At 59.4% G+C, this 20582-nt stretch carries 20 protein-coding genes; 7 read left to right on the top strand and 13 right to left on the bottom strand.

What is annotated here, in order from left to right:
* Window positions 1-24 precede the first annotated feature (24 nt).
* Window positions 25-762: a substrate-binding periplasmic protein gene (locus ACYZTS_RS09275; protein ID WP_461995486.1), complete on the bottom strand. Its 738-nt coding sequence runs from the start codon at window positions 760-762 to the stop codon at window positions 25-27.
* A gap of 254 nt (window positions 763-1016) precedes the next feature.
* On the opposite strand from ACYZTS_RS09275, the gene ACYZTS_RS09270 reads away from it, so the two are divergent.
* Entirely contained in the window at window positions 1017-1469 is a 453-nt protein-coding gene (locus ACYZTS_RS09270) for a GNAT family N-acetyltransferase (protein ID WP_461995484.1), read from the top strand.
* A 31-nt stretch (window positions 1470-1500) separates the two neighbouring features.
* On the opposite strand, the gene ACYZTS_RS09265 is transcribed toward ACYZTS_RS09270, so the two are convergent.
* The 3 genes from ACYZTS_RS09265 to ACYZTS_RS09255 are packed head-to-tail and all read right to left on the bottom strand — an operon-like array spanning window position 1501 to window position 4527.
* On the bottom strand, window positions 1501-1797 hold the full coding sequence (locus tag ACYZTS_RS09265) for a winged helix-turn-helix domain-containing protein (protein ID WP_028623297.1): 297 nt from the start codon (window positions 1795-1797) through the stop codon (window positions 1501-1503).
* A 51-nt stretch (window positions 1798-1848) separates the two neighbouring features.
* On the bottom strand, window positions 1849-2355 hold the full coding sequence (locus ACYZTS_RS09260) for a M48 metallopeptidase family protein (protein ID WP_461995482.1): 507 nt from the start codon (window positions 2353-2355) through the stop codon (window positions 1849-1851).
* Between the two features lie 48 nt (window positions 2356-2403).
* Window positions 2404-4527, bottom strand: a complete 2124-nt coding sequence (locus ACYZTS_RS09255) for a putative bifunctional diguanylate cyclase/phosphodiesterase (protein WP_461995480.1) — start codon at window positions 4525-4527, stop codon at window positions 2404-2406.
* A 321-nt stretch (window positions 4528-4848) separates the two neighbouring features.
* Here ACYZTS_RS09255 and ACYZTS_RS09250 point away from each other — a divergent pair, with 321 nt between their 5' ends.
* The gene (locus ACYZTS_RS09250) at window positions 4849-5517 is read left to right on the top strand and encodes a polysaccharide lyase family 7 protein (RefSeq protein WP_461995479.1); all 669 of its coding nucleotides are present in this window, start codon (window positions 4849-4851) and stop codon (window positions 5515-5517) included.
* Between the two features lie 220 nt (window positions 5518-5737).
* On the opposite strand, the gene fba is transcribed toward ACYZTS_RS09250, so the two are convergent.
* From fba to tkt, 6 genes are all read right to left on the bottom strand, one after another.
* Window positions 5738-6802, bottom strand: coding sequence for a class II fructose-bisphosphate aldolase (gene fba, locus ACYZTS_RS09245; protein ID WP_008081027.1), 1065 nt, complete (start codon window positions 6800-6802; stop codon window positions 5738-5740).
* A gap of 359 nt (window positions 6803-7161) precedes the next feature.
* Window positions 7162-7494: an MliC family protein gene (locus tag ACYZTS_RS09240; protein ID WP_461995477.1), complete on the bottom strand. Its 333-nt coding sequence runs from the start codon at window positions 7492-7494 to the stop codon at window positions 7162-7164.
* 56 nt (window positions 7495-7550) lie between these two features.
* A complete protein-coding gene (locus ACYZTS_RS09235; RefSeq protein WP_461995475.1) occupies window positions 7551-7772 on the bottom strand; it encodes a hypothetical protein in 222 nt (73 codons plus the stop codon).
* 34 nt (window positions 7773-7806) lie between these two features.
* Window positions 7807-8970: a phosphoglycerate kinase gene (locus ACYZTS_RS09230; protein WP_461995473.1), complete on the bottom strand. Its 1164-nt coding sequence runs from the start codon at window positions 8968-8970 to the stop codon at window positions 7807-7809.
* A 24-nt stretch (window positions 8971-8994) separates the two neighbouring features.
* A complete protein-coding gene (epd, locus tag ACYZTS_RS09225; RefSeq protein ID WP_461995471.1) occupies window positions 8995-10050 on the bottom strand; it encodes an erythrose-4-phosphate dehydrogenase in 1056 nt (351 codons plus the stop codon).
* Between the two features lie 193 nt (window positions 10051-10243).
* Window positions 10244-12241 carry a transketolase gene (gene tkt / locus ACYZTS_RS09220; protein WP_461995469.1) on the bottom strand — a complete coding sequence of 666 codons (1998 nt, stop codon included), beginning with the start codon at window positions 12239-12241 and terminating at the stop codon, window positions 10244-10246.
* Between the two features lie 273 nt (window positions 12242-12514).
* Between tkt and ACYZTS_RS09215 the strand changes: the two genes are divergently transcribed.
* The 4 genes from ACYZTS_RS09215 to ACYZTS_RS09200 all read left to right on the top strand — a co-directional run bounded on the left by ACYZTS_RS09215 (window position 12515) and on the right by ACYZTS_RS09200 (window position 17062).
* The gene (locus ACYZTS_RS09215; protein WP_028623288.1) at window positions 12515-13510 is read left to right on the top strand and encodes an ArsR/SmtB family transcription factor; all 996 of its coding nucleotides are present in this window, start codon (window positions 12515-12517) and stop codon (window positions 13508-13510) included.
* 18 nt (window positions 13511-13528) lie between these two features.
* Window positions 13529-14719 (top strand): methionine adenosyltransferase, encoded by a 1191-nt coding sequence (gene metK, locus ACYZTS_RS09210; RefSeq protein ID WP_028623287.1) that lies wholly within the window; start codon window positions 13529-13531, stop codon window positions 14717-14719.
* Between the two features lie 174 nt (window positions 14720-14893).
* The gene (ligB, locus tag ACYZTS_RS09205) at window positions 14894-16570 is read left to right on the top strand and encodes an NAD-dependent DNA ligase LigB (protein ID WP_461995466.1); all 1677 of its coding nucleotides are present in this window, start codon (window positions 14894-14896) and stop codon (window positions 16568-16570) included.
* A gap of 96 nt (window positions 16571-16666) precedes the next feature.
* Window positions 16667-17062 carry a DUF1090 domain-containing protein gene (locus ACYZTS_RS09200; protein WP_461995464.1) on the top strand — a complete coding sequence of 132 codons (396 nt, stop codon included), beginning with the start codon at window positions 16667-16669 and terminating at the stop codon, window positions 17060-17062.
* A gap of 174 nt (window positions 17063-17236) precedes the next feature.
* On the opposite strand, the gene ACYZTS_RS09195 is transcribed toward ACYZTS_RS09200, so the two are convergent.
* Window positions 17237-17686 (bottom strand): c-type cytochrome, encoded by a 450-nt coding sequence (locus ACYZTS_RS09195; protein WP_461995462.1) that lies wholly within the window; start codon window positions 17684-17686, stop codon window positions 17237-17239.
* Window positions 17687-17813: 127 nt separating this feature from the next.
* Here ACYZTS_RS09195 and mltA point away from each other — a divergent pair, with 127 nt between their 5' ends.
* Window positions 17814-18998, top strand: coding sequence for a murein transglycosylase A (gene mltA, locus ACYZTS_RS09190; RefSeq protein ID WP_461995460.1), 1185 nt, complete (start codon window positions 17814-17816; stop codon window positions 18996-18998).
* A 116-nt stretch (window positions 18999-19114) separates the two neighbouring features.
* On the opposite strand, the gene ACYZTS_RS09185 is transcribed toward mltA, so the two are convergent.
* Entirely contained in the window at window positions 19115-19498 is a 384-nt protein-coding gene (locus tag ACYZTS_RS09185) for an MAPEG family protein (RefSeq protein WP_461995458.1), read from the bottom strand.
* 56 nt (window positions 19499-19554) lie between these two features.
* Entirely contained in the window at window positions 19555-20388 is an 834-nt protein-coding gene (locus tag ACYZTS_RS09180) for an EamA family transporter (RefSeq protein ID WP_461995456.1), read from the bottom strand.
* Window positions 20389-20582: the final 194 nt, after the last annotated feature.

Below are 20582 nucleotides of genomic sequence, written 5' to 3'. Positions count from 1 at the left end.
TTAGCGGGCCCTATCGCGGGTTCTTCACATCCCGTGCCGCTTCAGCAGGCGCTCATAACTTCCATCTGCCTTCATCTTGGCAATTTCGCGGTCAAAATTCGAGACGATTTCCGCATGCTTGGGGTGCTTCAGGCTGACCAGAATATGCAGGCTATTCTCACTCAACGGCTTGGGCAGAAACTCAACGGAGCTACGCACTTTGGCCGATTCCCGCGACAAGTAATAACGCGCCACAAATTCATCTTCCAGCGTCAGCTTGACCCGATCGGCCGCAAGCATGCGCACCGCCATGGCGAAACTGTGCACCGGGACTTTCTGTAGCACCGTGTCTTCGTCGAAGGCTGACGAATAGGCATAACCGCGCACCACCGCAATTGGGTAAGTGTGCAATTGCTGCAAGTTGTTGTATTCGATCGGCGCGTCTTTGCGCTTGAGAAAGCGCACGCGGTTAACCAGGTATTCACCGGAAAACTGGCCGAGTCGGGTGCGATCCTCGGCGTACCAGGCGTTGACCAGGACGTCGTAGCGCCCCTCGCCCACACCCAATAACGCTCGCGCCCAGGGGACCTGCTGGAACTCGCTGGCATAGCCAGCTCGGGCCAGTGCGGTGCTGACGATGTCAGTCGCCAACCCGCCGTTGATCAGCGTGGCGTCGGTAAAGGGGGGCCAGGCGTCGGCGACCAGACGCAGTTTTTGCGCGGCTGCCGCGTGGGTCAGCAACAGCAAACCGATCAAGGCCAACGCTCGATGCAATCGCGGCATGCCAGAAATCCTTAACGGGCGGGAGGCCCGGTGTGTTTCAGCCAAAACTCCAAGGCCCCGTACCGGCAAAACCCAGGTACTAACACTAGCTCATCGACGCCATTGCACAGCGCTGCATTCCAGATTACACAAAGAATACGAGCGCGCGCGAAATGAATGATGGCATTTTGGCCTTTGTCACAGATTTATTCGCCATACAGACATCTTCCGCCGGTGCGCTTAGTATCGGGGCGAGTTGATCAAGGAATGCAAAAATGACAATCGATTGGGTCTGCAAACACCACACTGATCTGGGCAAAGAGCAGCTGTACGCAATTCTGCAGTTGCGCGTCGAAGTCTTCGTCGTCGAGCAGAAATGCTGTTATCAGGACGTGGACGGCCAGGACCTGGCAGGTGACACCTGCCATCTGATGGCGTGGGATGAGGACAGGCTGGTGGCGTATCTGCGCTTGCTGGATCCAGAGCTGCAGGGCGGCGACGTGGTGATCGGCCGGGTGATCATCGCCCCGCAGGCGCGCGGCACCGGGCTTGGGCACGAGCTGATGGCGCAGGCGCTGAAACAGGCTGACAAGCACTGGCCGGACGTGTCGATCTATCTTTCAGCTCAGGCGCACCTGCAGGGGTATTACGGGCGCTACGGATTTGTCGTGGCGGGTGAGGAATACCTGGAGGATGACATTCCGCACATCGGCATGCGTCGGCTGTAAGGCCCTTTCCTCAAATGCTGAACCGCGCAGGTCAGGGATATTCCAGCACCGCTTTGATCTGCCGCAAATTACCCTCGATCCAGCCCTTGTCGATCGCTCCCCACTCGCGAATCCGATAGCGACCGGCATGGTTGCGAGCGCCCTCTTCCTGCTCGAACTCGCACACAATGTCCAGATCCGCCAACGCTGCAATGGTGTCCTGGGCCGTGCGACGGGGCATGCCGGTCACTTCGGTCAGGGCAGGAACGCTGCTCGCAACGCCACTGTCGATCAGATACGCCACGTAAAGACGGCGATAGAAACTGCTTTTGGTCTTGCTGACGTCCATCCATGCGCTCCGGGTGTTTGAAAATCAAAAGATCGCAGCCTGCGCTAGCTCCTACGCGTTTGGGATCGCCGGCATGTCCCGCCACGTCAGGTAGACGCGCAGATCGAACTCCACCTGGTGATAACCCGGCAACATGTGTTCGCAAAGTTTGTAGAAGGCCTTGTTGTGGTCCGATTCCTTAAAGTGCGCCAGTTCATGCACCACGATCATTTTCAGAAACGCCGCGGGTGCGTCCTTGAACAGCGCCGCCACGCGGATTTCCTTCTTTGCCTTGAGCTTGCCGCCCTGCACGCGCGAAATCGTGGTGTGCAGGCCGAGGGCGCGGTGGGTCAGGTCGAGGCGGTTGTCGAATAACACCTTGTCGATCGCCGGGGCATTTCTCAGGTATTCCTGTTTCAAATCCAGCGCGTAGGCGTACAGCGCTTTGTCGCTCTGCACGTCGTGCTTGTCGGGATAGCGCTGGCTCAAGTAGTCGCCCAGCCGACCTTCAGTGATCAGCCAGCGCACCTGGTCCTGCAAATCGACAGGATAAGCCTGGAGGTATTTCAGCGCAGTCATAGTGGGGCGGACAGCATCAGCTTCGAAAAGGCCGCCAGTGTAGCGAATTCAGCGGGGTAACGCGCTCCAGTCGAAAGGCTGCACAAAGTCGCCCGCGTCTTCGGCGACCAGCGGCTTTGCCACCAAAAAGCCTTGCACGAAGCCACAGCCGTTGGCACGCAGCCACTCGTATTGCGCGAGCGTTTCCACGCCTTCAGCAATGACCAGAATGTCGAATTGCTGACAGAGGTCGATCACATGCTGCACCAGCGCGGCGTCTCGCCTGGACTCGGGCAACCGGGCGATCAAGTGCCGGTCAAGCTTGACCGTATCCAGCTCAATATCCCGCAACAATGACAGCGAGCAAGGCCCCGAACCGAAGTCGTCCAGCGCCACCCGCACCCCCAGATTGCGCAGCAGTCGCATCTGTTTGCGGGTCTCTTCCGGGTGCTGCATCAAGGCCTCTTCTGTGATCTCGACCTCCAGATGACGCGCTTGCAAGTCATGACGCTCCAGCACCTGGCGCAACTCGGTGACCAGATTGGGCATGCCGAATTGCGTACCGCTCAAGCTGACCGCCAGCACCAGCTCGTCTGCAAACACAGGTTCCCAGGCTTTGCGTTGTTCGGCGCCATGATGATAGATCCAGCTGCCCAACCGGCTGATCAGCCGCGCTTCCTCCAGCAGCGGTAAAAACAGCCCGGGCGGAACATCGCCAACGCTGGGGTGCTGCCAGCGCAAGAGTGCTTCGAACCCTCGGATTTGCCCGCTGTCGATTGCCACCTGCGGCTGATACACCAGGCTGAAATCGCGGTTCTCGATAGCGGCGCGCACGCTTTCCTCGAGCATCAGCCGCGAGCGCGCGCGGCCATTCATGTCGTGATCGTAGAAGCGATACTGCTGACGACCTGCACGCTTGGCCTCATACATGGCGATGTCGGATGCGCGCATCAACCCGTCCAGATCAGCACCGCAGTCGGGAAAGATCGCGATACCGATACTCGCACCGAGGGCGATGTCCAGGCCATCGATCTGCTGACAGATCGATACGCGTTCAATCAGCTGCTCTGCAATCTTCGCCGCCTGTTCGGGCGCTTCCAGGTCCAGCAACGCGGTGAACTCGTCACCGCCAATGCGCGCCAGTATGTCGAACGGGCGCAGGCAGGCCTTGAGCTGCTCCGACACCCAGCGCAACACGCGGTCGCCAGCATCATGACCGAGGGAATCATTGACCCGTTTGAACCCGTCCAGGTCGAGATACAGCAATACCCAGCCGCTGTCCGTGCGCTCGTCGCGCTGCAGCAGGTTCTCCACGGTCTGGTAAAAACCACGGCGATTGAGCAACCCGGTCAACGGGTCGGTGACGGCCTGGACCTCCAGTTGCTGATGCAGATGGCGCACCACTGACATGTCGAGCACGGTCACCACCATCGCCTGTTGCGGGCTGGGCAACGGTGCGCAGGACAGCGCTACCGGCACCTGCTGACCACACGCCGTGCGCAACAGCGCGTCGTGCAGTCGCAAGGTTTCGCCGCCTCTGAAGCCCTTGAGCAGGTCCGAGTCTGCCCAGACCGGCACATGCGGCTTTTGCAGATAATTCAAAAAAACAGTGCCCTGCAATTCCTGCTGCGTGGCATTGAGCAGCCGCGACATGGCCGGGTTGGCAAAGCGAATCAGACCGTCTTCGCCGACGACCAGAATACCTTCGGCGGCGTTATCCAATACCGAGGCATTAAACGCGCGCGCGACTTCCAGATCATGGCTCAGACGCTGCAGCGCCCGGCGGTTACGCTGGTGCTCCAGCAAGGCCTGGACTTTAGGTTTGAGGATTTGCGGGTTGAACGGTTTGAACAGGTAATCAACCGCGCCACTCGCGTAACCCTTGATCACGGCGTCCTGCGACTGTTCGTTGGCGGTCAGAAAAATGATCGGGGTAAGGCGGGTGCGCTGGCTCCCACGCATCAACCGCGCTACTTCAAAACCGTCCATGCCAGGCATCTGCACATCCAGCAGAACCAGGTCGATATCGTATTCAAGCAGCAGACTGAGGGCTTCGAAACCGGAGCCAGCCGTGATGACCTGCCAGTCCTGGCGCTCCAGCAATGCGCGCATGCTGACCAGGTTTTCAGGGTAGTCGTCGACGATCAGTAAGGTAGAGCCGCCTTCAGCTGGCGTGATTTGCGCGCATTCCATGCTGCTTCTCTTGTCGGGGCGTCAGGCCGGTTTTTCAGACAAACCGGACAAATACGAAGCCTCCACTCTAGACCGGGATCCGTCAAAGCAGAAGGTGTCAGTACGCCAGCATTTAACCATTAACTTCGCTGGCCGACTAACGGTCACTGCTACAGGCCGCTAAAACCGCGAGAGATGGCCTTTTAACAGGATATTGACGTCACCCGTTTGTCAATTACGCATTAACAAATTGAACTTCTACGATTATAAGGATTGCCCCCAAGGCGCGCGCCAGAGCTTCTGGAACGTGCGTGCCGTAAAAATCTGTGGAAGCTTTTGTCTATGATCGATCTTGCAACCTGGAATCTGAGCGTTCCTGTCGGTAGCCCTCCCTACACTGTCGAGACCACGAAACTGGTGAAGGGATTCAAGGATCAATACTTCCATTCAAATACCGGAACGCTGTTTTTCTGGTCTCCGGTGACAGGCACCCGCACCGAAAACGCTAAATATGCCCGCACGGAATTGCGCGAAACCTACAGCAACGGCACCTTGCGAAACTGGTACTACCCCGACGCTGACAATTTTCTTCGAGCAACGCTGGCAGTTAAGCAGGTTCCCAGTTCTGGCAAGATTGTCATCGGCCAGATCCACGCTTTTCAAAGCCATAAGCCGATGGTGAAGGTTGAATATCAATACGATACCAGTTCGGACACTGGCGATATTGTCGCTAAAGTGCGCATGCGCCCCGATGACGACGAGGGTCGGGTCATCACTGTCGCGACTGGCGTAAAACTCCATCAGGAATTTTCCTATCTTATTCACCTGAGTCCGGGCGGCGCACTGGGCATCAGTGCGGCGGGCTATCAGTGGGATACCAACATCAGCGAGAAATGGCGCGTCAAACCGTTGTATTTCAAGGCGGGTGTGTATGTGCAGGATAACTCCGGATATACCAGCGAAGGCGGGAAGGTGATGTTCAGCAAGCTGGATATTGATCACGATAAGTAACGCCAAATCCCTGTAGCAGCTGCCGAGCCTGCGAGGCTGCGTTCGAAGACGAAGTCCTCGCCATCGCTCCTTTCGCATGGATGGGGTGTGTGATTTTAACGACTGCTTCGCGGCTGGACGCAGGCTCGTAGGCTCGACAGCTGCTACAGAGCGGCGCCTTTTTTCAGCCAATAAAAAACCCGCATTCCTGCGGGTTTTTCTAGGGTTTAACGCAGAAGGCTTAGTTGACCTTAGCGTTCAACTCACCTTTCAGATAACGCTGATACATCGCTTCCAGCGAGATCGGTTTGATCTTCGAAGCGTTGCCGGCGGTACCGAAGGCTTCATAACGCGCGATACAGACATCACGCATCGCAGTCACGGTCGCGCCGAAGAATTTACGCGGGTCGAATTCGCTCGGGTTGGTGGCCATCAGGCGACGCATCGCACCGGTGGAGGCCAGGCGCAGGTCGGTGTCGATGTTGACCTTGCGCACGCCGTGCTTGATGCCTTCGACGATTTCTTCAACCGGCACGCCGTAGGTTTCTTTGATGTCGCCGCCGTACTGGTTGATGATCGCCAGCCACTCTTGCGGAACCGAAGACGAACCGTGCATCACCAGGTGGGTGTTCGGAATGCGCTTGTGGATTTCTTTGATGCGGTCGATGGCCAACACGTCGCCGGTAGGTGGCTTGGTGAATTTGTAGGCGCCGTGGCTGGTACCGATGGCGATTGCCAACGCATCGACCTGGGTGCGCTTGACGAAATCAGCGGCTTCTTCCGGGTCGGTCAGCATCTGGCTGTGATCCAGGACGCCTTCAGCGCCGATGCCGTCTTCTTCACCGGCCATGCCGGTTTCCAGCGAACCCAGGCAGCCCAGCTCACCTTCAACCGAAACGCCGCAGGCGTGAGCCATGGCTACAGTCTGCTGAGTGACACGGACGTTGTAGTCGTAGTCGGTCGGGGTCTTGCCGTCTTCGCCGAGGGAACCGTCCATCATCACCGAGCTGAAGCCCAGCTGAATGGAGCGCTGGCAGACGTCAGGGCTGGTGCCGTGGTCCTGGTGCATGCACACCGGGATATGCGGGAATTCTTCGATTGCTGCGAGGATCAGGTGACGCAGGAACGGCGCACCGGCGTATTTGCGAGCACCGGCCGAAGCCTGGACGATCACCGGGGAGTCAGTCTTGTCAGCGGCTTCCATGATGGCGCGCATCTGCTCAAGGTTGTTGACGTTGAAGGCTGGAACGCCGTAGCCGAATTCGGCTGCGTGGTCCAGCATCTGGCGCATGCTGATAAGTGCCATTGTGCGTGTCTCTCCCGGTTTGGGTCGTTAATCGTGTCAGCCTGCCGGAGCGGCGGTGGCTATTCAAGTTATTGCAGATCGGGGGTTGGCCCGTGCTGCGAATTGGGTGTTGCCAAATCCCTGTAACGCTTAAACCTTGTCTTGTGACGCTGAAACCTTGTGGTGAGGGGGCTTGCCCCCGTTCGGCTGCGCAGCAGTCGCAAAGCAGATGTTGCGGTGTCGCTGATGTACCGCGGTGACTGGTTTGGGGAGCGCTTCGCGCTCCAACGGGGGCAAGCCCCCTCACCACAAAAGCCCCTAGCCACAAAAGCCCCCTCGCCACACAGGCCCGCTCCCACATTGGGTCTGTGGTGTGTCAATTACTGCGCTTTACAACCGCGGCCAATCAAATCATTGGTGGCGACCCAGTAAACCAGGCCTTCCTCACCTTTGATGTGAAACGCCAGCATGTCACTGCTATATAGCGCACCCGACGCGCCGGGCTCTTGCTTCAGGCGATAAACCTGATCGGCCCCGCCGAGGCGGACGTCTACTTCTTCGCGGCTTTCATTGACGTAACGCCATAACACTTTGGCCTGACTGTCGCAGGTCCAGGTGGTCCAGCTGTCCGTGGGTTCGGCCGGTTTGAACAGGTTGAAACTGGAGCAACCTGCCAGCAGGGCCAACGCCGTAATGGCGATAAAACCTTTCATCCGTGTTCCTCGGCCGACGAAACATGCCGCCAGCCCTGAGTAAGGAGTCAGACCCGTCAAGGACAGCCATGTTCCTTGGCGGGTGTCAGTGTTTCGTATTTCTCCAGGCCGTCCGGCCCTGAGCGCTTGTTGATCACCGGGTTGGTTTCCGCCTGCCAGTCAGCCTGGTAGCAGCCCTTTTCCAAGGTTTGCGGCGCCGGTTGCGCTGCGGCTTTCGGGTTACTCCCGCAGGCCGTCAGCGAACCGGCGACGATCAACAACGCTAGCAGCCTGACCATGTGAACACTCCTTTGCCTGGCCAATACCACAACTTCAGCCCTTGGCCCGGCTTTCGAGGACTTCGACGGCCGGCAGCACTTTGCCTTCGACGAATTCGAGGAAAGCACCACCACCGGTAGAAATGTAGGAGATCCGGTCAGCAACGCCATATTTATCAATAGCGGCCAGGGTGTCGCCGCCGCCTGCAATGGAAAACGCCGGGCTTTCAGCGATCGCCTGGGCCAGCACTTTGGTGCCGTTGCCGAACTGATCGAATTCGAACACGCCGACCGGGCCGTTCCACAGAATGGTTTTGGATGATTTAAGCAGTTCGGCGAAATTCGCAGCAGTCTGCGGACCGATGTCCAGAATCATGTCGTCTTCTGCTACATCAGCGATCAGCTTGACGGTGGCAGTGGCGCTTTCCGCGAATTCCTTAGCAACGACAACATCCACCGGCAAAGGCACGCTGACCTTGGCCGCGATTTCACGCGCGGTGTCGAGCAGGTCCGGTTCGTACAGGGATTTGCCGACCGGGTGACCGGCCGCTGCGAGGAAGGTGTTGGCGATGCCGCCACCAACAATCAGTTGATTGCAGATCTGGCTCAGGCTGTTCAGCACGTCCAGTTTGGTCGAGACTTTGGAGCCGGCAACGATGGCGGCCATTGGCTGCGCCGGCGAACCCAGCGCCTTGCCCAGTGCGTCCAGCTCAGCGGCAAGCAACGGGCCTGCGGCGGCGACTTTGGCGAACTTGGCCACGCCGTGGGTCGAGCCCTCGGCGCGGTGAGCGGTGCCGAAAGCGTCCATCACGAACACGTCGCACAGTGCGGCGTATTGCTGCGCCAATTCGTCAGCGTTCTTTTTCTCGCCCTTGTTGAAGCGCACGTTTTCGAACAGGACGATGTCGCCGGCCTTGACCTCGACGCCTTCCAGGTAATCGGCCACCAACGGCACTTCACGGCCCAAGGCCTTGCTCAGGTAGTCGGCTACCGGCTTGAGGCTGTTTTCGGCGGAAAACTCGCCTTCGGTCGGGCGGCCGAGGTGCGAGCAGACCATCACCGCCGCGCCTTTTTCCAGGGCCAGCCTGATGGTCGGCAGCGAAGCCAGGATCCGCGCATCGCTGGTGACTACACCGTCCTTGACTGGGACGTTGAGGTCTTCGCGAATCAGTACGCGCTTACCTTGCAGATCGAGGTCGGTCATCTTCAACACGGTCATGGGTCGCATTTCCTGGTAGCTGATTTAGAGAGCAGGTTTGTTGATCGCTGTTTGCAGATAATGTTCTGCAACGTCCAGCATTCGGTTGGCAAAACCCCATTCGTTGTCGAACCAGGCCAGGATGTTCACCAGCCGTGGGCCGGAAACGCGGGTCTGACTGGCATCGACGATTGCCGAATGTGGGTCGTGGTTGAAATCACAGCTTGCGTGAGGCAGCTCGGTGTAGGCCAGCAGGCCTTTGAGCGGGCCACTGGTGGCAGCCTCGCGCAGAATCCGGTTGACCTCGGTGGCGTCGGTGTCGCTCACGGTCTGCATCGTGATGTCGAGACAAGACACGTTTACCGTCGGCACTCGCACGGCTTTGGCCTGAATTCGGCCAGCAAGTTCCGGCAGCAAGCGTTCGATACCACGCGCCAGACCAGTGGACACAGGAATCACCGACTGGAACGCCGAACGGGTGCGGCGCAGGTCTTCGTGGTGATAAGCGTCGATCACCGGCTGATCGTTCATTGCCGAGTGAATGGTGGTGATCGATACATACTCCAGACCTATGGCCTGGTCCAGCAGGCGCAACAGCGGCACGCCGCAATTGGTGGTGCAGGACGCGTTGGATACCAGCAGCTCGTCGCCGCTCAGGCAATCCTGATTGACGCCGTAGACGATGGTAGCGTCGACATCCGACTCGCTGGCCATAGGTTGGGAAAACAACACTCGAGGTGCGCCGGCGTCGAGAAAGCGCTGGCCGTCTTGACGGGTGTGCCAGGCACCGGAGCACTCCAGCACCAGGTCGATCCCCAGCGACGCCCAATCTATTCCTTCGGGGGTGGCACTGCGCAGGACCTTCACGCAATCGCCATTAATATGCAGACAATCGCCGTCCACTCGCACTTCACCGGGAAAACGCCCGTGCGTGGAGTCGAAGCGTGTCAGGTATTCAATGCTGGCCATGTCTGCCAGATCGTTGATTGCGACAATTTCAAACCCGGCCTTCTCGCCTCGCTCGAACAACGCACGCAAGACGCAACGACCAATGCGGCCATAGCCGTTGAGTGCAACTTTGTAAGGACGCGGTTGAGGCATGGGGTTCTCGATAGACGCGGGCAGACGAAATTCTTGTTAACAACACAACCTTGTAGCAGCTGGCGCAGCCTGCGTCCGGCCGCGAAGCGGTCGTGAATCTGACAACGCGTTCTTCAACGTGAACGTAGTGTCTGATTCAACGACCGCGTCGCGGCCGGACGCAGCCTTCGGCAGCGGCTACACAAATTGTGCCTTAGTCTTCCAGCAGCTCTTCAGCCTGACCCAGGATGTTTTCCAGGGTAAAACCAAACTCTTCAAACAAGGCTGGCGCAGGCGCCGACTCGCCGTAAGAGGTCATGCCGATCACGCGGCCTTCCAGGCCCACGTATTTGTACCAGTAGTCCGCATGCGCGGCTTCGATGGCAATACGGGCGCTGACCTGCAACGGCAGAACCGCTTGCTTGTAACCGGCGTCCTGCGCATCGAACACGCTGGTGCAAGGCATCGAAACAACGCGCACATTGCGACCTTGTGCAGTCAGCTTGTCATACGCCTGAACCGCCAGACCGACTTCCGAACCGGTGGAGATCAGGATCAGCTCAGGCTCGCCCACGCAATCCTTCAACACGTAACCGCCACGGGCGATGTCGGCGATCTGGCCGGCGTCACGCTCCTGATGCTGCAGGTTCTGACGCGAGAAGATCAGCGCCGAAGGGCCGTCCTTGCGCTCGATCGCCAGCTTCCAGCAGACCGCCGATTCAACGGCATCGGCTGGGCGCCAAGTGTCGAGGTTCGGCGTGCTGCGCAGGCTGGTCAGTTGCTCGACCGGCTGGTGAGTCGGACCGTCTTCGCCAAGACCGATGGAGTCGTGGGTGTAGACGAACACCACGCGCTTCTTCATCAGCGAAGCCATGCGTACCGCGTTGCGCGCGTATTCCATGAACATCAGGAAGGTCGCGCCGTAAGGCACCAGACCGCCGTGCAAGGCGACGCCGTTCATGATTGCGCTCATGCCGAATTCGCGCACGCCGTAGTACATGTAGTTGCCGCTGGCGTCTTCAGCAGTGACGCCTTTGCAGCCACTCCACAAGGTCAGGTTGGAACCGGCCAGGTCAGCCGAACCACCGAGCAGTTCCGGCAACAACGGGCCGTAGGCGTTCAGCGCGTTCTGGCTGGCTTTGCGGCTGGCAATGGTTTCGCCTTTGGCCGCGATTTCAGCAATATATGCCGAAGCTTTTTCAGCGAAGTCAGCCGGCAGCTCACCGCTCAGACGACGCACCAATTCGTTGGCCAGCTCAGGGAATGCGGCGGAGTAGGCAGCGAAACGCTGATCCCACTCGGCTTCGGCCGCGAGACCGGCTTCCTTGGCATCCCACTCAGCGTAAATATCGGCCGGGATTTCGAACGGGCCATGATTCCACTTCAGTGCTGCGCGGGTCAGGGCGATTTCCGCGTCACCCAACGGAGCGCCGTGGCAGTCTTCTTTACCTTGCTTGTTCGGCGAACCGAAACCGATGGTGGTCTTGCAGCAGATCAGCGTCGGCTGCTCGCTTTTGCGCGCTGTTTCGATGGCGGTCTTGATTTCTTCCGGGTCGTGACCGTCGACGTTGCGGATCACCTGCCAGTTGTAGGCTTCGAAACGCTTCGGCGTGTCATCGGTGAACCAGCCTTCGACTTCGCCGTCGATGGAAATGCCGTTGTCATCGTAGAAAGCGATCAGTTTGCCCAGACCCAGCGTACCGGCCAGCGAGCCGACTTCGTGGGAAATGCCTTCCATCATGCAGCCATCACCCAGGAACACGTAGGTGTGGTGGCCGACAATATTGTGGCCAGGACGGTTGAATTGACCCGCCAGGACTTTCTCTGCCAGGGCGAAACCCACGGCGTTGGCCAGGCCTTGGCCCAGTGGACCGGTGGTGGTTTCAACACCCGGGGTGTAGCTGAATTCCGGGTGACCCGGGGTACGGCTGTGCAGCTGACGGAAGTTTTTCAGGTCTTCGATCGACAGGTCGTAACCGGTCAGGTGCAGCAGGGAATAGATCAGCATCGAACCGTGACCGTTGGACAGCACGAAGCGGTCACGGTCGGCGAACGAAGGATTGCTCGGGTTGTGCTTGAGGTAGTCACGCCAAAGTACTTCGGCGATATCCGCCATACCCATAGGGGCACCCGGATGGCCGCTGTTGGCTTTTTGCACGGCATCCATGCTGAGGGCACGAATGGCGTTGGCACGCTCACGACGGCTTGGCATCGCTGTTCTCCTGGGGATTCTGAATCAAGAGTGAATAATACGAAACGGAAAAAAGGCGAGCATTTTCCCTCACCGACCCGCCTCGGGGCAATGACGGATAGTCATATGGAAGCGTTTTTCCCATGCATAACGAAGGTTTCGACAGGTGAAACCTTTCCGCTGTTCGTTTGAAGGGTAAACCGAAGGTCGGGAAGTGCCACCTATCGAGCAATATCAAAACTTTTTGATATTGCTCTTGCGATGCTCCCGACCCGTGACTAGACTGCCGGCCTTATGAATTTACGCGTGCCTTCCATTCAACATGACGATTGCGATGAGCTGGCGGCCCTGTGTAAGGCCGGCGGCGATCCTCTGCGGCTGAATGTATTGCGCGCGCTGGCCAACGACTCGTTCGGCGTGCTGGAACTGGCGCAGATTTTCGCCATCGGCCAATCCGGCATGAGTCATCACCTCAAGGTGTTGGCCCAGGCCGATCTGGTGGCGACGCGCCGGGAAGGCAATGCAATTTTCTACCGCCGCGCCCTGCCCCACACCGATTTGCTCGGCGGCAAACTGCACGCCGCGTTGCTCGACGAAGTGGACAACCTGACCCTGCCGACCGATGTGCAGTCGCGGATCGGTCAGGTGCATGGCCAGCGCGCAGCGGCCAGCCAGGACTTTTTCTCACGGGTCGCCGAGAAATTTCGCGCCCAGCAGGACTTGATCGCCGGCCTGCCGCAGTACCGCGACAGCGTGGTGGCATTGCTCGACAAGCTGAGTTTCGGCGACGGCGCGACGGCCATCGAAGTCGGCCCGGGCGACGGCGCATTTCTGCCGGAACTGGCGCGCCGCTTCCGCCATGTCACTGCGCTGGACAACAGCCCGGCGATGCTTGAGCTGGCGCGTCAGGTCTGCGATCGGCAAGCGCTGGCTAACGTCAGCCTGCAACTGGCCGATGCATTGAACGGGGTTAATCTTCAGGCCGATTGCGTCGTTCTGAATATGGTGCTGCACCATTTCGCCGCACCGGCCGAAGCGCTCAAGCACATGGCCACTTTGCTGCAACCGGGCGGTAGCCTGCTCGTGACAGAGTTATGTAGCCACAACCAGAGTTGGGCCAGGGAGGCCTGCGGTGATCTGTGGTTGGGGTTTGAACAGGACGATTTGGCCCGTTGGGCCACCGCTGCGGGACTCGTTCCCGGGGAAAGCCTCTATGTAGGCTTACGTAATGGTTTCCAGATCCAGGTCCGCCATTTTCAGCGACCGGCTGGCGACACTCACCATCGGTAAATTCAGGAAAAAATCGAGATGAGCGAATACTCCCTCTTCACCTCCGAGTCCGTGTCCGAAGGGCACCCGGACAAAATCGCCGACCAGATTTCCGATGCGGTGCTGGACGCCATCATTGCCGAAGACAAGTTCGCCCGCGTGGCGTGCGAGACTTTGGTGAAAACCGGCGTGGCAATCATCGCGGGTGAAGTCACCACGTCGGCCTGGGTCGACCTGGAAGAGATCGTGCGTAATGTGATTCTCGACATCGGCTATAACAGCTCCGACGTCGGCTTCGACGGCGCGACGTGCGGCGTGATGAACATCATCGGCAAGCAATCCCCTGACATCAACCAGGGTGTCGACCGCGCCAAGCCTGAAGATCAGGGCGCCGGTGACCAGGGCCTGATGTTCGGCTACGCCAGCAACGAAACCGACGTGCTGATGCCAGCACCGATCACCTTCTCGCACCAGTTGGTGCAGCGCCAGGCAGAAGCGCGTAAATCCGGCCTGCTGCCATGGCTGCGCCCGGACGCCAAGTCGCAAGTGACGTGCCGTTACGAAGGCGGCAAGGTTGTCGGTATCGACGCCGTGGTTCTGTCGACCCAGCACAACCCGGACGTGTCGTACAAAGACCTGCGCGAAGGCGTAATGGAACTGATCGTCAAGCACGTGCTGCCTGCCGAGCTGCTGTCCAAGGACACCCAGTTCCACATCAACCCGACTGGCCAGTTCATCATCGGCGGCCCGGTGGGCGACTGCGGTCTGACCGGACGCAAGATCATCGTCGACAGCTACGGCGGCATGGCCCGTCACGGTGGCGGCGCGTTCTCCGGCAAGGATCCATCGAAGGTTGACCGTTCCGCTGCCTACGCCGGTCGTTACGTGGCCAAGAACATCGTCGCGGCCGGCCTGGCCGAGCGTTGCGAGATTCAGGTTTCCTATGCGATCGGTGTGGCTCAGCCTACGTCGATCTCGCTGAACACCTTCGGCACCGGCAAGATCAGCGACGACAAAATCGTCAAACTGGTTCGCGAAGTGTTCGACCTGCGTCCCTACGCAATCACCACCATGCTCGACCTGCTACACCCGATGTACCAGGAAACCGCAGCGTACGGCCACTTCGGTCGCACCCCGGCAACCAAGACCGTTGGCGACGATACGTTCACCACGTTCACCTGGGAAAAAACCGACCGCGCCGACGCTCTGCGTTCCGCTGCCGGCTTGTAATTTTTCCGGGCGGTACACAAAACCCTGCACGGTTCGCCGTGTGGGGTTTTTTATTGCCCGCGATCGGGCGACCGTTTGATTTTCGCGCTTGGAAACACCAGGCAAAACACCTGCCGCGCCGGGTAGAAAATCCTGACTAACCTTCAAGCATCCCACTGAGCAAGGATGCTCTCGATGCTGCCATACCTGTTTCTCGTACTGCTGGCCTTCACTGTGTCGACTGCCAACGCCAATCCTGACGAATGCCCTGACTGGGCCGCATCCCGCGCCACTCATGAAATCGACGTACTCCAGCAGCAAATCAACCGCTGGGACGACAGCTACCATCGCGATGGTCAGCCCCCGATTGCCGATGAACTCTACGATCAATCTCGCGCGCGGCTGAGCGAATGGCGTCGATGTTTCAACATGGAACACTTCAGCGATCCCTTGCGCACCGCCGGCGGCACCGTTGCGCACCCCATCGCTCACACCGGCCTGGACAAGTTGCGCGATGTTCGCGCCGTCAAAGACTGGCTGCGTGATCGTAGCGATGTCTGGGTCCAGCCGAAAATCGACGGCGTGGCGGTGACGCTGATCTATCGCGACGGTGTGCTGCATCAGGCGATAAGTCGCGGCGATGGCGTCAATGGCCAGGACTGGACCGCGTCGGCGCGGCAGATCGCGGCAATTCCGCAAACCCTGTCTCAATCCACAGATTTGCTGGTGCAAGGCGAGCTCTACTGGCGCCTGAGCGACCATGTGCAAGTCCGAAGCGGAAGTCTCAACGCGCGCTCTACCGTAGCCGGGTTGATGGCACGCAAAGTGTTGCCGCCGGAGCAGGCGGACGGCGTCGGCTTGTTTGCGTGGGACTGGCCGCAGGGCCCGGCGAGCTTGCCCGCACGCGCAGCGGCGCTGGTCGAATTGGGTTTCGCCAACACTGCCCAATACGCTCAACCGATTAGCCGGTTTGCCGACGCCGAGCACTGGCGTGATCACTGGTATCGCTCGGCCCTGCCCTTCGCCACCGACGGCATCGTCCTGCGTCAGAGCCAGCGACCGTCTGCCGAACGCTGGCAGGCAAAAGCGCCTTACTGGGCGGTCGCCTGGAAATACCCGTACGCTCAGGCGCTGGCCGAGGTGCGTAAGGTCAATTTCAAGGTCGGCCGCACCGGCCGCATCACCCCGGTGCTCGAACTCAAACCGCTCACGCTGGACGACCGACAGATCAAACGCGTCAGCGTCAGCTCGCTGCAACGCTGGGCGGAACTGGATGTTCGCCCGGGCGATCAGGTTTCCATCAGTCTGGCGGGCCTGACCATCCCAAGGCTCGACGGCGTGGTGCTGCGAGCCGCCGAACGCCCCGACCTGGCCGCACCTTCGGCGGCCGATTTCCATGCATTGAGCTGCTGGCAACCCACGCCCGGCTGCGAAAGCCAATTCCTCGCGCGATTGACCTGGCTTAGCGGCAAGAAGGGGCTAGCCTTGCCTCATGTCGGACCGGGCACCTGGGAGAAACTTTTAGAAACAGGCCGCCTGAACGGCCTGCTTGATTGGTTGGCCCTCGATGCTCAAGAGCTTGCTACCATTGATGGCTTCGGCGAGCGCAGCAGTGCCCGCCTCTTGAACAGCTTCAACGATGCTCGACAACGCCCGTTTGCGCAGTGGCTCCGCGCCTTGGGTTTGCCTCCGACCGGTCAGGCGGCACTGGCTGATTCTTGGCAGACACTGGCGCAGCGATCAAGCGAGCAGTGGCAAGCCGAGGCCGGCATCGGCCCGGGACGCGCAGCACAGTTGAGTGCATTTTTCCGCGACCCGCAGGTTGTGGCGTTGAGCGAAACATTAAGAGTGGCCGGGGTCGCCGGGTTTTAACCGCCGCCGACGCCGACCAACCGGGAACCCATTGCTGTCGATGAGCTCAAACAGCCCATCCCAAAGCGATCCGACTGCCTTTCACGTGGAGTTTTTATGAAACGATTTTCACCGCTTGCCCTGTTGACCCTTTGCAGCGCGCTGGCCACTCCATTAATGGCCGCTGAAGAAGCCCCGGCCGTCACCGGTTGCGCCGCCAAGAAGCAGACCATCGTCACTCAGATCGAGCAGGCCAAATCCCACGGCAACACCGAGCAGCAAGCAGGCCTGGAAAAGGCGCTGAGCGAAGTCACCGCCCATTGCACCGACGCTTCGTTGAAGAAAGAACGTGAAAACAAGGTGCTCGACGCCAAGCACGAAGTCAGCGAACGTCAGGCAGACCTCGACAAAGCGATGAAGAAAGGCGATCCGGAGCGGATCAACAAACGCAAAGACAAACTCGCCGAGTCGCGCAAGGAATTGCAGAAAGCACTCGACGAACTGGATAAGTAAACCCCGGTGTGAGCGACGGGCTTATGTGGCGAGGGGGCTTGCCCCCGTCAGCAACGCAGCGGTCGTACCCGGGAGAGCGGCCTGCAGAAGAGCCACGCTCTAGGGCTGCTTCGCCGCCCAACGGAGCAGTGGGACGTTTCTCTAAACCCCCTCGCCACCGGAATGTATCGCCTATCAATGATCGCGAAACTCTTTATGGCACGCACTACAGGCATCTTCGACTTTCTGCACCGCAGGCCCCAGGTTGCTGACCTTGTAAGGCTGCACCTTGCTGGCGATCACCAGTTCACCGGTGGCCGCCTCAAGATTGCGGGCCATTTCCTGAAAGCGCGCCTGTTTCTTCCAGACATCATCGGTGGCGCTGGTGTGATCTTCCTCGCGAACCTGTGGAAAATGTTTCCACGGCTCATGGGACAACGCATCAAGCTTCACCGCGCCGTCGGCGAATTTTGCACCGTCAAACGCAATGCGCCCACGCAACATCCCGCCAAGGTCTTCCCCTGTTTTGAGCATCTGCTTGAAGATCGCTTTGCGCTGTCCCAGCGGCGAATTGGGGTCGACACCACCGCACGCAGACAGCGTCAGGCAGGCCAGCAATACAACGGACATTCTTTTAAAAGTCATGGTGGCTTCTGGTCACGGAAACGGCCGCCAGTATCCTCGCGTCACCGGCAAACACCAATAGCCCTATTATCATTACGGGTTGTCTGAGCGCATGGAGCACTCACACGACCGACTAAGGAATCACTCCATGAACAGCCGTTTCAAGGCATGGCGCCCCAGCCTGGCCTGGACTTTCCCGATGGTGGCCGTGCTCGCAGGCTGCACCGGTGGCGATCCCGAAAAACCAAAAACCCACGCCTTGGCGACCTATGCCAGCGCCACTTGGGAGGCTCTGCCAGCGGTGACCGACGCCGACCTGGTTGCCGGCTTCGGTTCGTGGCGCAGCGCCTGCACACGACTCAAGGCCGACCCGGTCTGGGGCGCCACCTGTGCAGCCGCCGCCAATGTGCCGCAGACCGCCAACGACATTCGAGGCTTTCTCAAACAGAACCTCGATGTCTACGGTTTGCGCGCCGCCAAGGACAACCCCAACGGCTTGATCACCGGTTACTACGAGCCGGTTTACCCCGGCAGCCTGACTCAGACCAGCGTCGCCAATATTCCGGTGTACGGGGTGCCGGAAGACATGATCATTGTCTCACTGGACAGCCTCTACCCGGAGCTGAAAGGCAAACGCCTGCGCGGGCGACTCGAAGGCCGCGTGCTCAAACCTTACGACGACGCGGCAACAATCGGAACCAAAGGCGTCAAGGCGCCCGTGGTTGCGTGGTTGACCGACCCGATGAACCTGCAGTTTCTGCAGATTCAGGGTTCTGGCCGAGTCCAGCTCGACAGTGGCCGGCAGTTGCGCATCGCCTACGCGGATCAGAATGGCCACCCCTATCGGCCAATCGGCCGCTGGCTGATCGAGCAAGGCGAATTGAAGAAAGAAGACGTGACCATGGGCGCGATCAGCGACTGGGCCAAGGCCAATCCATCGCGCATCCCCGAATTGCTCGGCAGCAATCCGAGCTACGTGTTTTTCACGCAAAACCCTGATAGCAACGAAGGCCCTCGCGGCTCATTGAACGTGCCGCTGACTGCGGGATATAGCGCTGCAGTGGATCGCAAGGTGATACCACTGGGCAGTCTGTTGTGGCTGTCCACGACCAAACCGGATGGCACCGCGCTGGTACGACCGGTGGCGGCTCAGGACACGGGCGGCGCGATTGCCGGCGAGGTTCGTGCAGACTTGTTCTGGGGTACCGGTGAGGCGGCCGGTCAGTTGGCCGGCGACATGAAACAGCAGGGGCAGATCTGGATGCTGTGGCCTAAAGGCGCGGCGTTACCGCAAGTGCCTCAGGTGGCGGATGCGGTGAAAGCCAAGCCTTGAGTGCTGCAGCGTTTGATCGATAGCTTTCGCGAGTAAGTCCGCTCCCACAGGATTTGCGCAATACCTGTGGGAGCGGGCTTGCTCGCGAAGGGGTCGTCACTAACAGCGCAGATATCTCAGGCAGACACCACAAACAAACTCACAATCAACCCCATCCCCACAAACCACACCAACGAGCGCAAGATCGCCCAATCCGCCAGATAGCAAATGATGTAGAGCAAGCGGCTGGTGATAAACACCACCGACAGCACATTGATCGTCACCAGCTCCGCGTTGCCCGCCAGGTGCGCAACGATCACCGCCGCAGCAAATGCCGGGGTCACTTCAAAACTGTTCAATTGCGCGGCGTGCGCGCGTCGACCCAGACCGTTCAGCGATTCCATGAAATCCCGTGGATCATGGTTGTCCTTGATCCTGAAACCTCCACTGATCTTGGCCACGACCGTGCACACATAAGGCAGGAAAATCGCGATCAAAATGCACCACAGAGCTACCGTCATAGAGCAATCCCTTCTTCAAGTTGTCGAGCGTCGAGACTTCGTCGACGCTGAGCCAGTCAAAACTTCATCACCAATATGCCGATCAATACCAGTCCACAGGCTAAGAGCCGCGGTCTGCCGAAAGGTTCTTTCAAGTAACGCATGCCGAACAGCACGACCAGAATGACACTAATCTCGCGTAACGCCGCCGCTTCGGCAATCGAGCCCAGTTGCATGGCCCACAACACCAGAGCGTAGCTGAACAATACGCAAAACCCGACCGCCAGCCCCAGGCGCCATTGCTCGCGCCAGAACACCTTGAACGCCGGCCGCTTGCGCACCCACGCCAGTAACGGGAATGGCCAGGCGCTGAGCAACGTGACCCAGACCAGGTAGTCCAGCGGGTGCGACCAACGCCGCAGAGCCTGGCCGTCGATGTAGGTGTAGCAGCCGATGCACAGGCCGATCAGCGCCACCACTGGCAACATTGTCCACGGCAAGCGTGCGCCTCCACCGCCCTGCCACAGCAGGCAGAGCATGCCGAACGGGATCAGCAGAATTCCGAATATTTGCTGATTGGTCAGCACTTCGCCGGCAAAGATCAGCGTCAAGGCCAGCACCACCAGCGGCGATAAACCGCGCATCAACGGATACACCAGACCGAGATCGCCGACGCGATAGGCCTGGATCAACAGGTAGCGGTAGAGCAACTCGAACGCCGCCGAAGCGAGAATCCACGGCCAGATTTCAATAGGCGGTAATGCCACGAATGGCAGTGCCACGCCGACCACGAGCAGCGCCACGCTGTCCATGCACGCCACCACCAGCAGCCGTTCGGCGCTGAATTTAATCAGGGTATTCCACGCCGCGTGCAACAGCGCCGCCACCAACACCAACGCCGTCGCAAGCACGGCAAACTCCTTATTGTTTTGCCACCTTGCGCTGTAGGAGCCGGCTTGCTGGCGATGGCGTCTCTGAAATCGCCATCGCCAGCAAGCCGGCTCCTACAGCGCAGTGGATGCATAATTGGTTCGCGATATGTCAGCAGCTGTTTATACTGCACGCGACCACGCCGCATTCAGTTGCGCACAGACTAATTCCAATA

It is taken from the genome of Pseudomonas sp. TMB3-21 (assembly GCF_054898145.1).
This window is presented reverse-complemented; position numbering and strand designations above follow the sequence as displayed.

Bases quoted from the DNA above. Each gene is read 5' to 3' on its own strand.
- ACYZTS_RS09275 (WP_461995486.1), bottom strand. From the start codon at position 762: ATGCCGCGATTGCATCGAGCGTTGGCCTTGATCGGTTTGCTGTTGCTG.
- ACYZTS_RS09270 (WP_461995484.1), top strand. From the start codon at position 1,017: ATGACAATCGATTGGGTCTGCAAACACCACACTGATCTGGGCAAAGAG.
- ACYZTS_RS09265 (WP_028623297.1), bottom strand. From the start codon at position 1,797: ATGGACGTCAGCAAGACCAAAAGCAGTTTCTATCGCCGTCTTTACGTG.
- ACYZTS_RS09260 (WP_461995482.1), bottom strand. From the start codon at position 2,355: ATGACTGCGCTGAAATACCTCCAGGCTTATCCTGTCGATTTGCAGGAC.
- ACYZTS_RS09255 (WP_461995480.1), bottom strand. From the start codon at position 4,527: ATGGAATGCGCGCAAATCACGCCAGCTGAAGGCGGCTCTACCTTACTG.
- ACYZTS_RS09250 (WP_461995479.1), top strand. From the start codon at position 4,849: ATGATCGATCTTGCAACCTGGAATCTGAGCGTTCCTGTCGGTAGCCCT.
- fba (WP_008081027.1), bottom strand. From the start codon at position 6,802: ATGGCACTTATCAGCATGCGCCAGATGCTGGACCACGCAGCCGAATTC.
- ACYZTS_RS09240 (WP_461995477.1), bottom strand. From the start codon at position 7,494: ATGAAAGGTTTTATCGCCATTACGGCGTTGGCCCTGCTGGCAGGTTGC.
- ACYZTS_RS09235 (WP_461995475.1), bottom strand. From the start codon at position 7,772: ATGGTCAGGCTGCTAGCGTTGTTGATCGTCGCCGGTTCGCTGACGGCC.
- ACYZTS_RS09230 (WP_461995473.1), bottom strand. From the start codon at position 8,970: ATGACCGTGTTGAAGATGACCGACCTCGATCTGCAAGGTAAGCGCGTA.
- epd (WP_461995471.1), bottom strand. From the start codon at position 10,050: ATGCCTCAACCGCGTCCTTACAAAGTTGCACTCAACGGCTATGGCCGC.
- tkt (WP_461995469.1), bottom strand. From the start codon at position 12,241: ATGCCAAGCCGTCGTGAGCGTGCCAACGCCATTCGTGCCCTCAGCATG.
- ACYZTS_RS09215 (WP_028623288.1), top strand. From the start codon at position 12,515: ATGAATTTACGCGTGCCTTCCATTCAACATGACGATTGCGATGAGCTG.
- metK (WP_028623287.1), top strand. From the start codon at position 13,529: ATGAGCGAATACTCCCTCTTCACCTCCGAGTCCGTGTCCGAAGGGCAC.
- ligB (WP_461995466.1), top strand. From the start codon at position 14,894: ATGCTGCCATACCTGTTTCTCGTACTGCTGGCCTTCACTGTGTCGACT.
- ACYZTS_RS09200 (WP_461995464.1), top strand. From the start codon at position 16,667: ATGAAACGATTTTCACCGCTTGCCCTGTTGACCCTTTGCAGCGCGCTG.
- ACYZTS_RS09195 (WP_461995462.1), bottom strand. From the start codon at position 17,686: ATGACTTTTAAAAGAATGTCCGTTGTATTGCTGGCCTGCCTGACGCTG.
- mltA (WP_461995460.1), top strand. From the start codon at position 17,814: ATGAACAGCCGTTTCAAGGCATGGCGCCCCAGCCTGGCCTGGACTTTC.
- ACYZTS_RS09185 (WP_461995458.1), bottom strand. From the start codon at position 19,498: ATGACGGTAGCTCTGTGGTGCATTTTGATCGCGATTTTCCTGCCTTAT.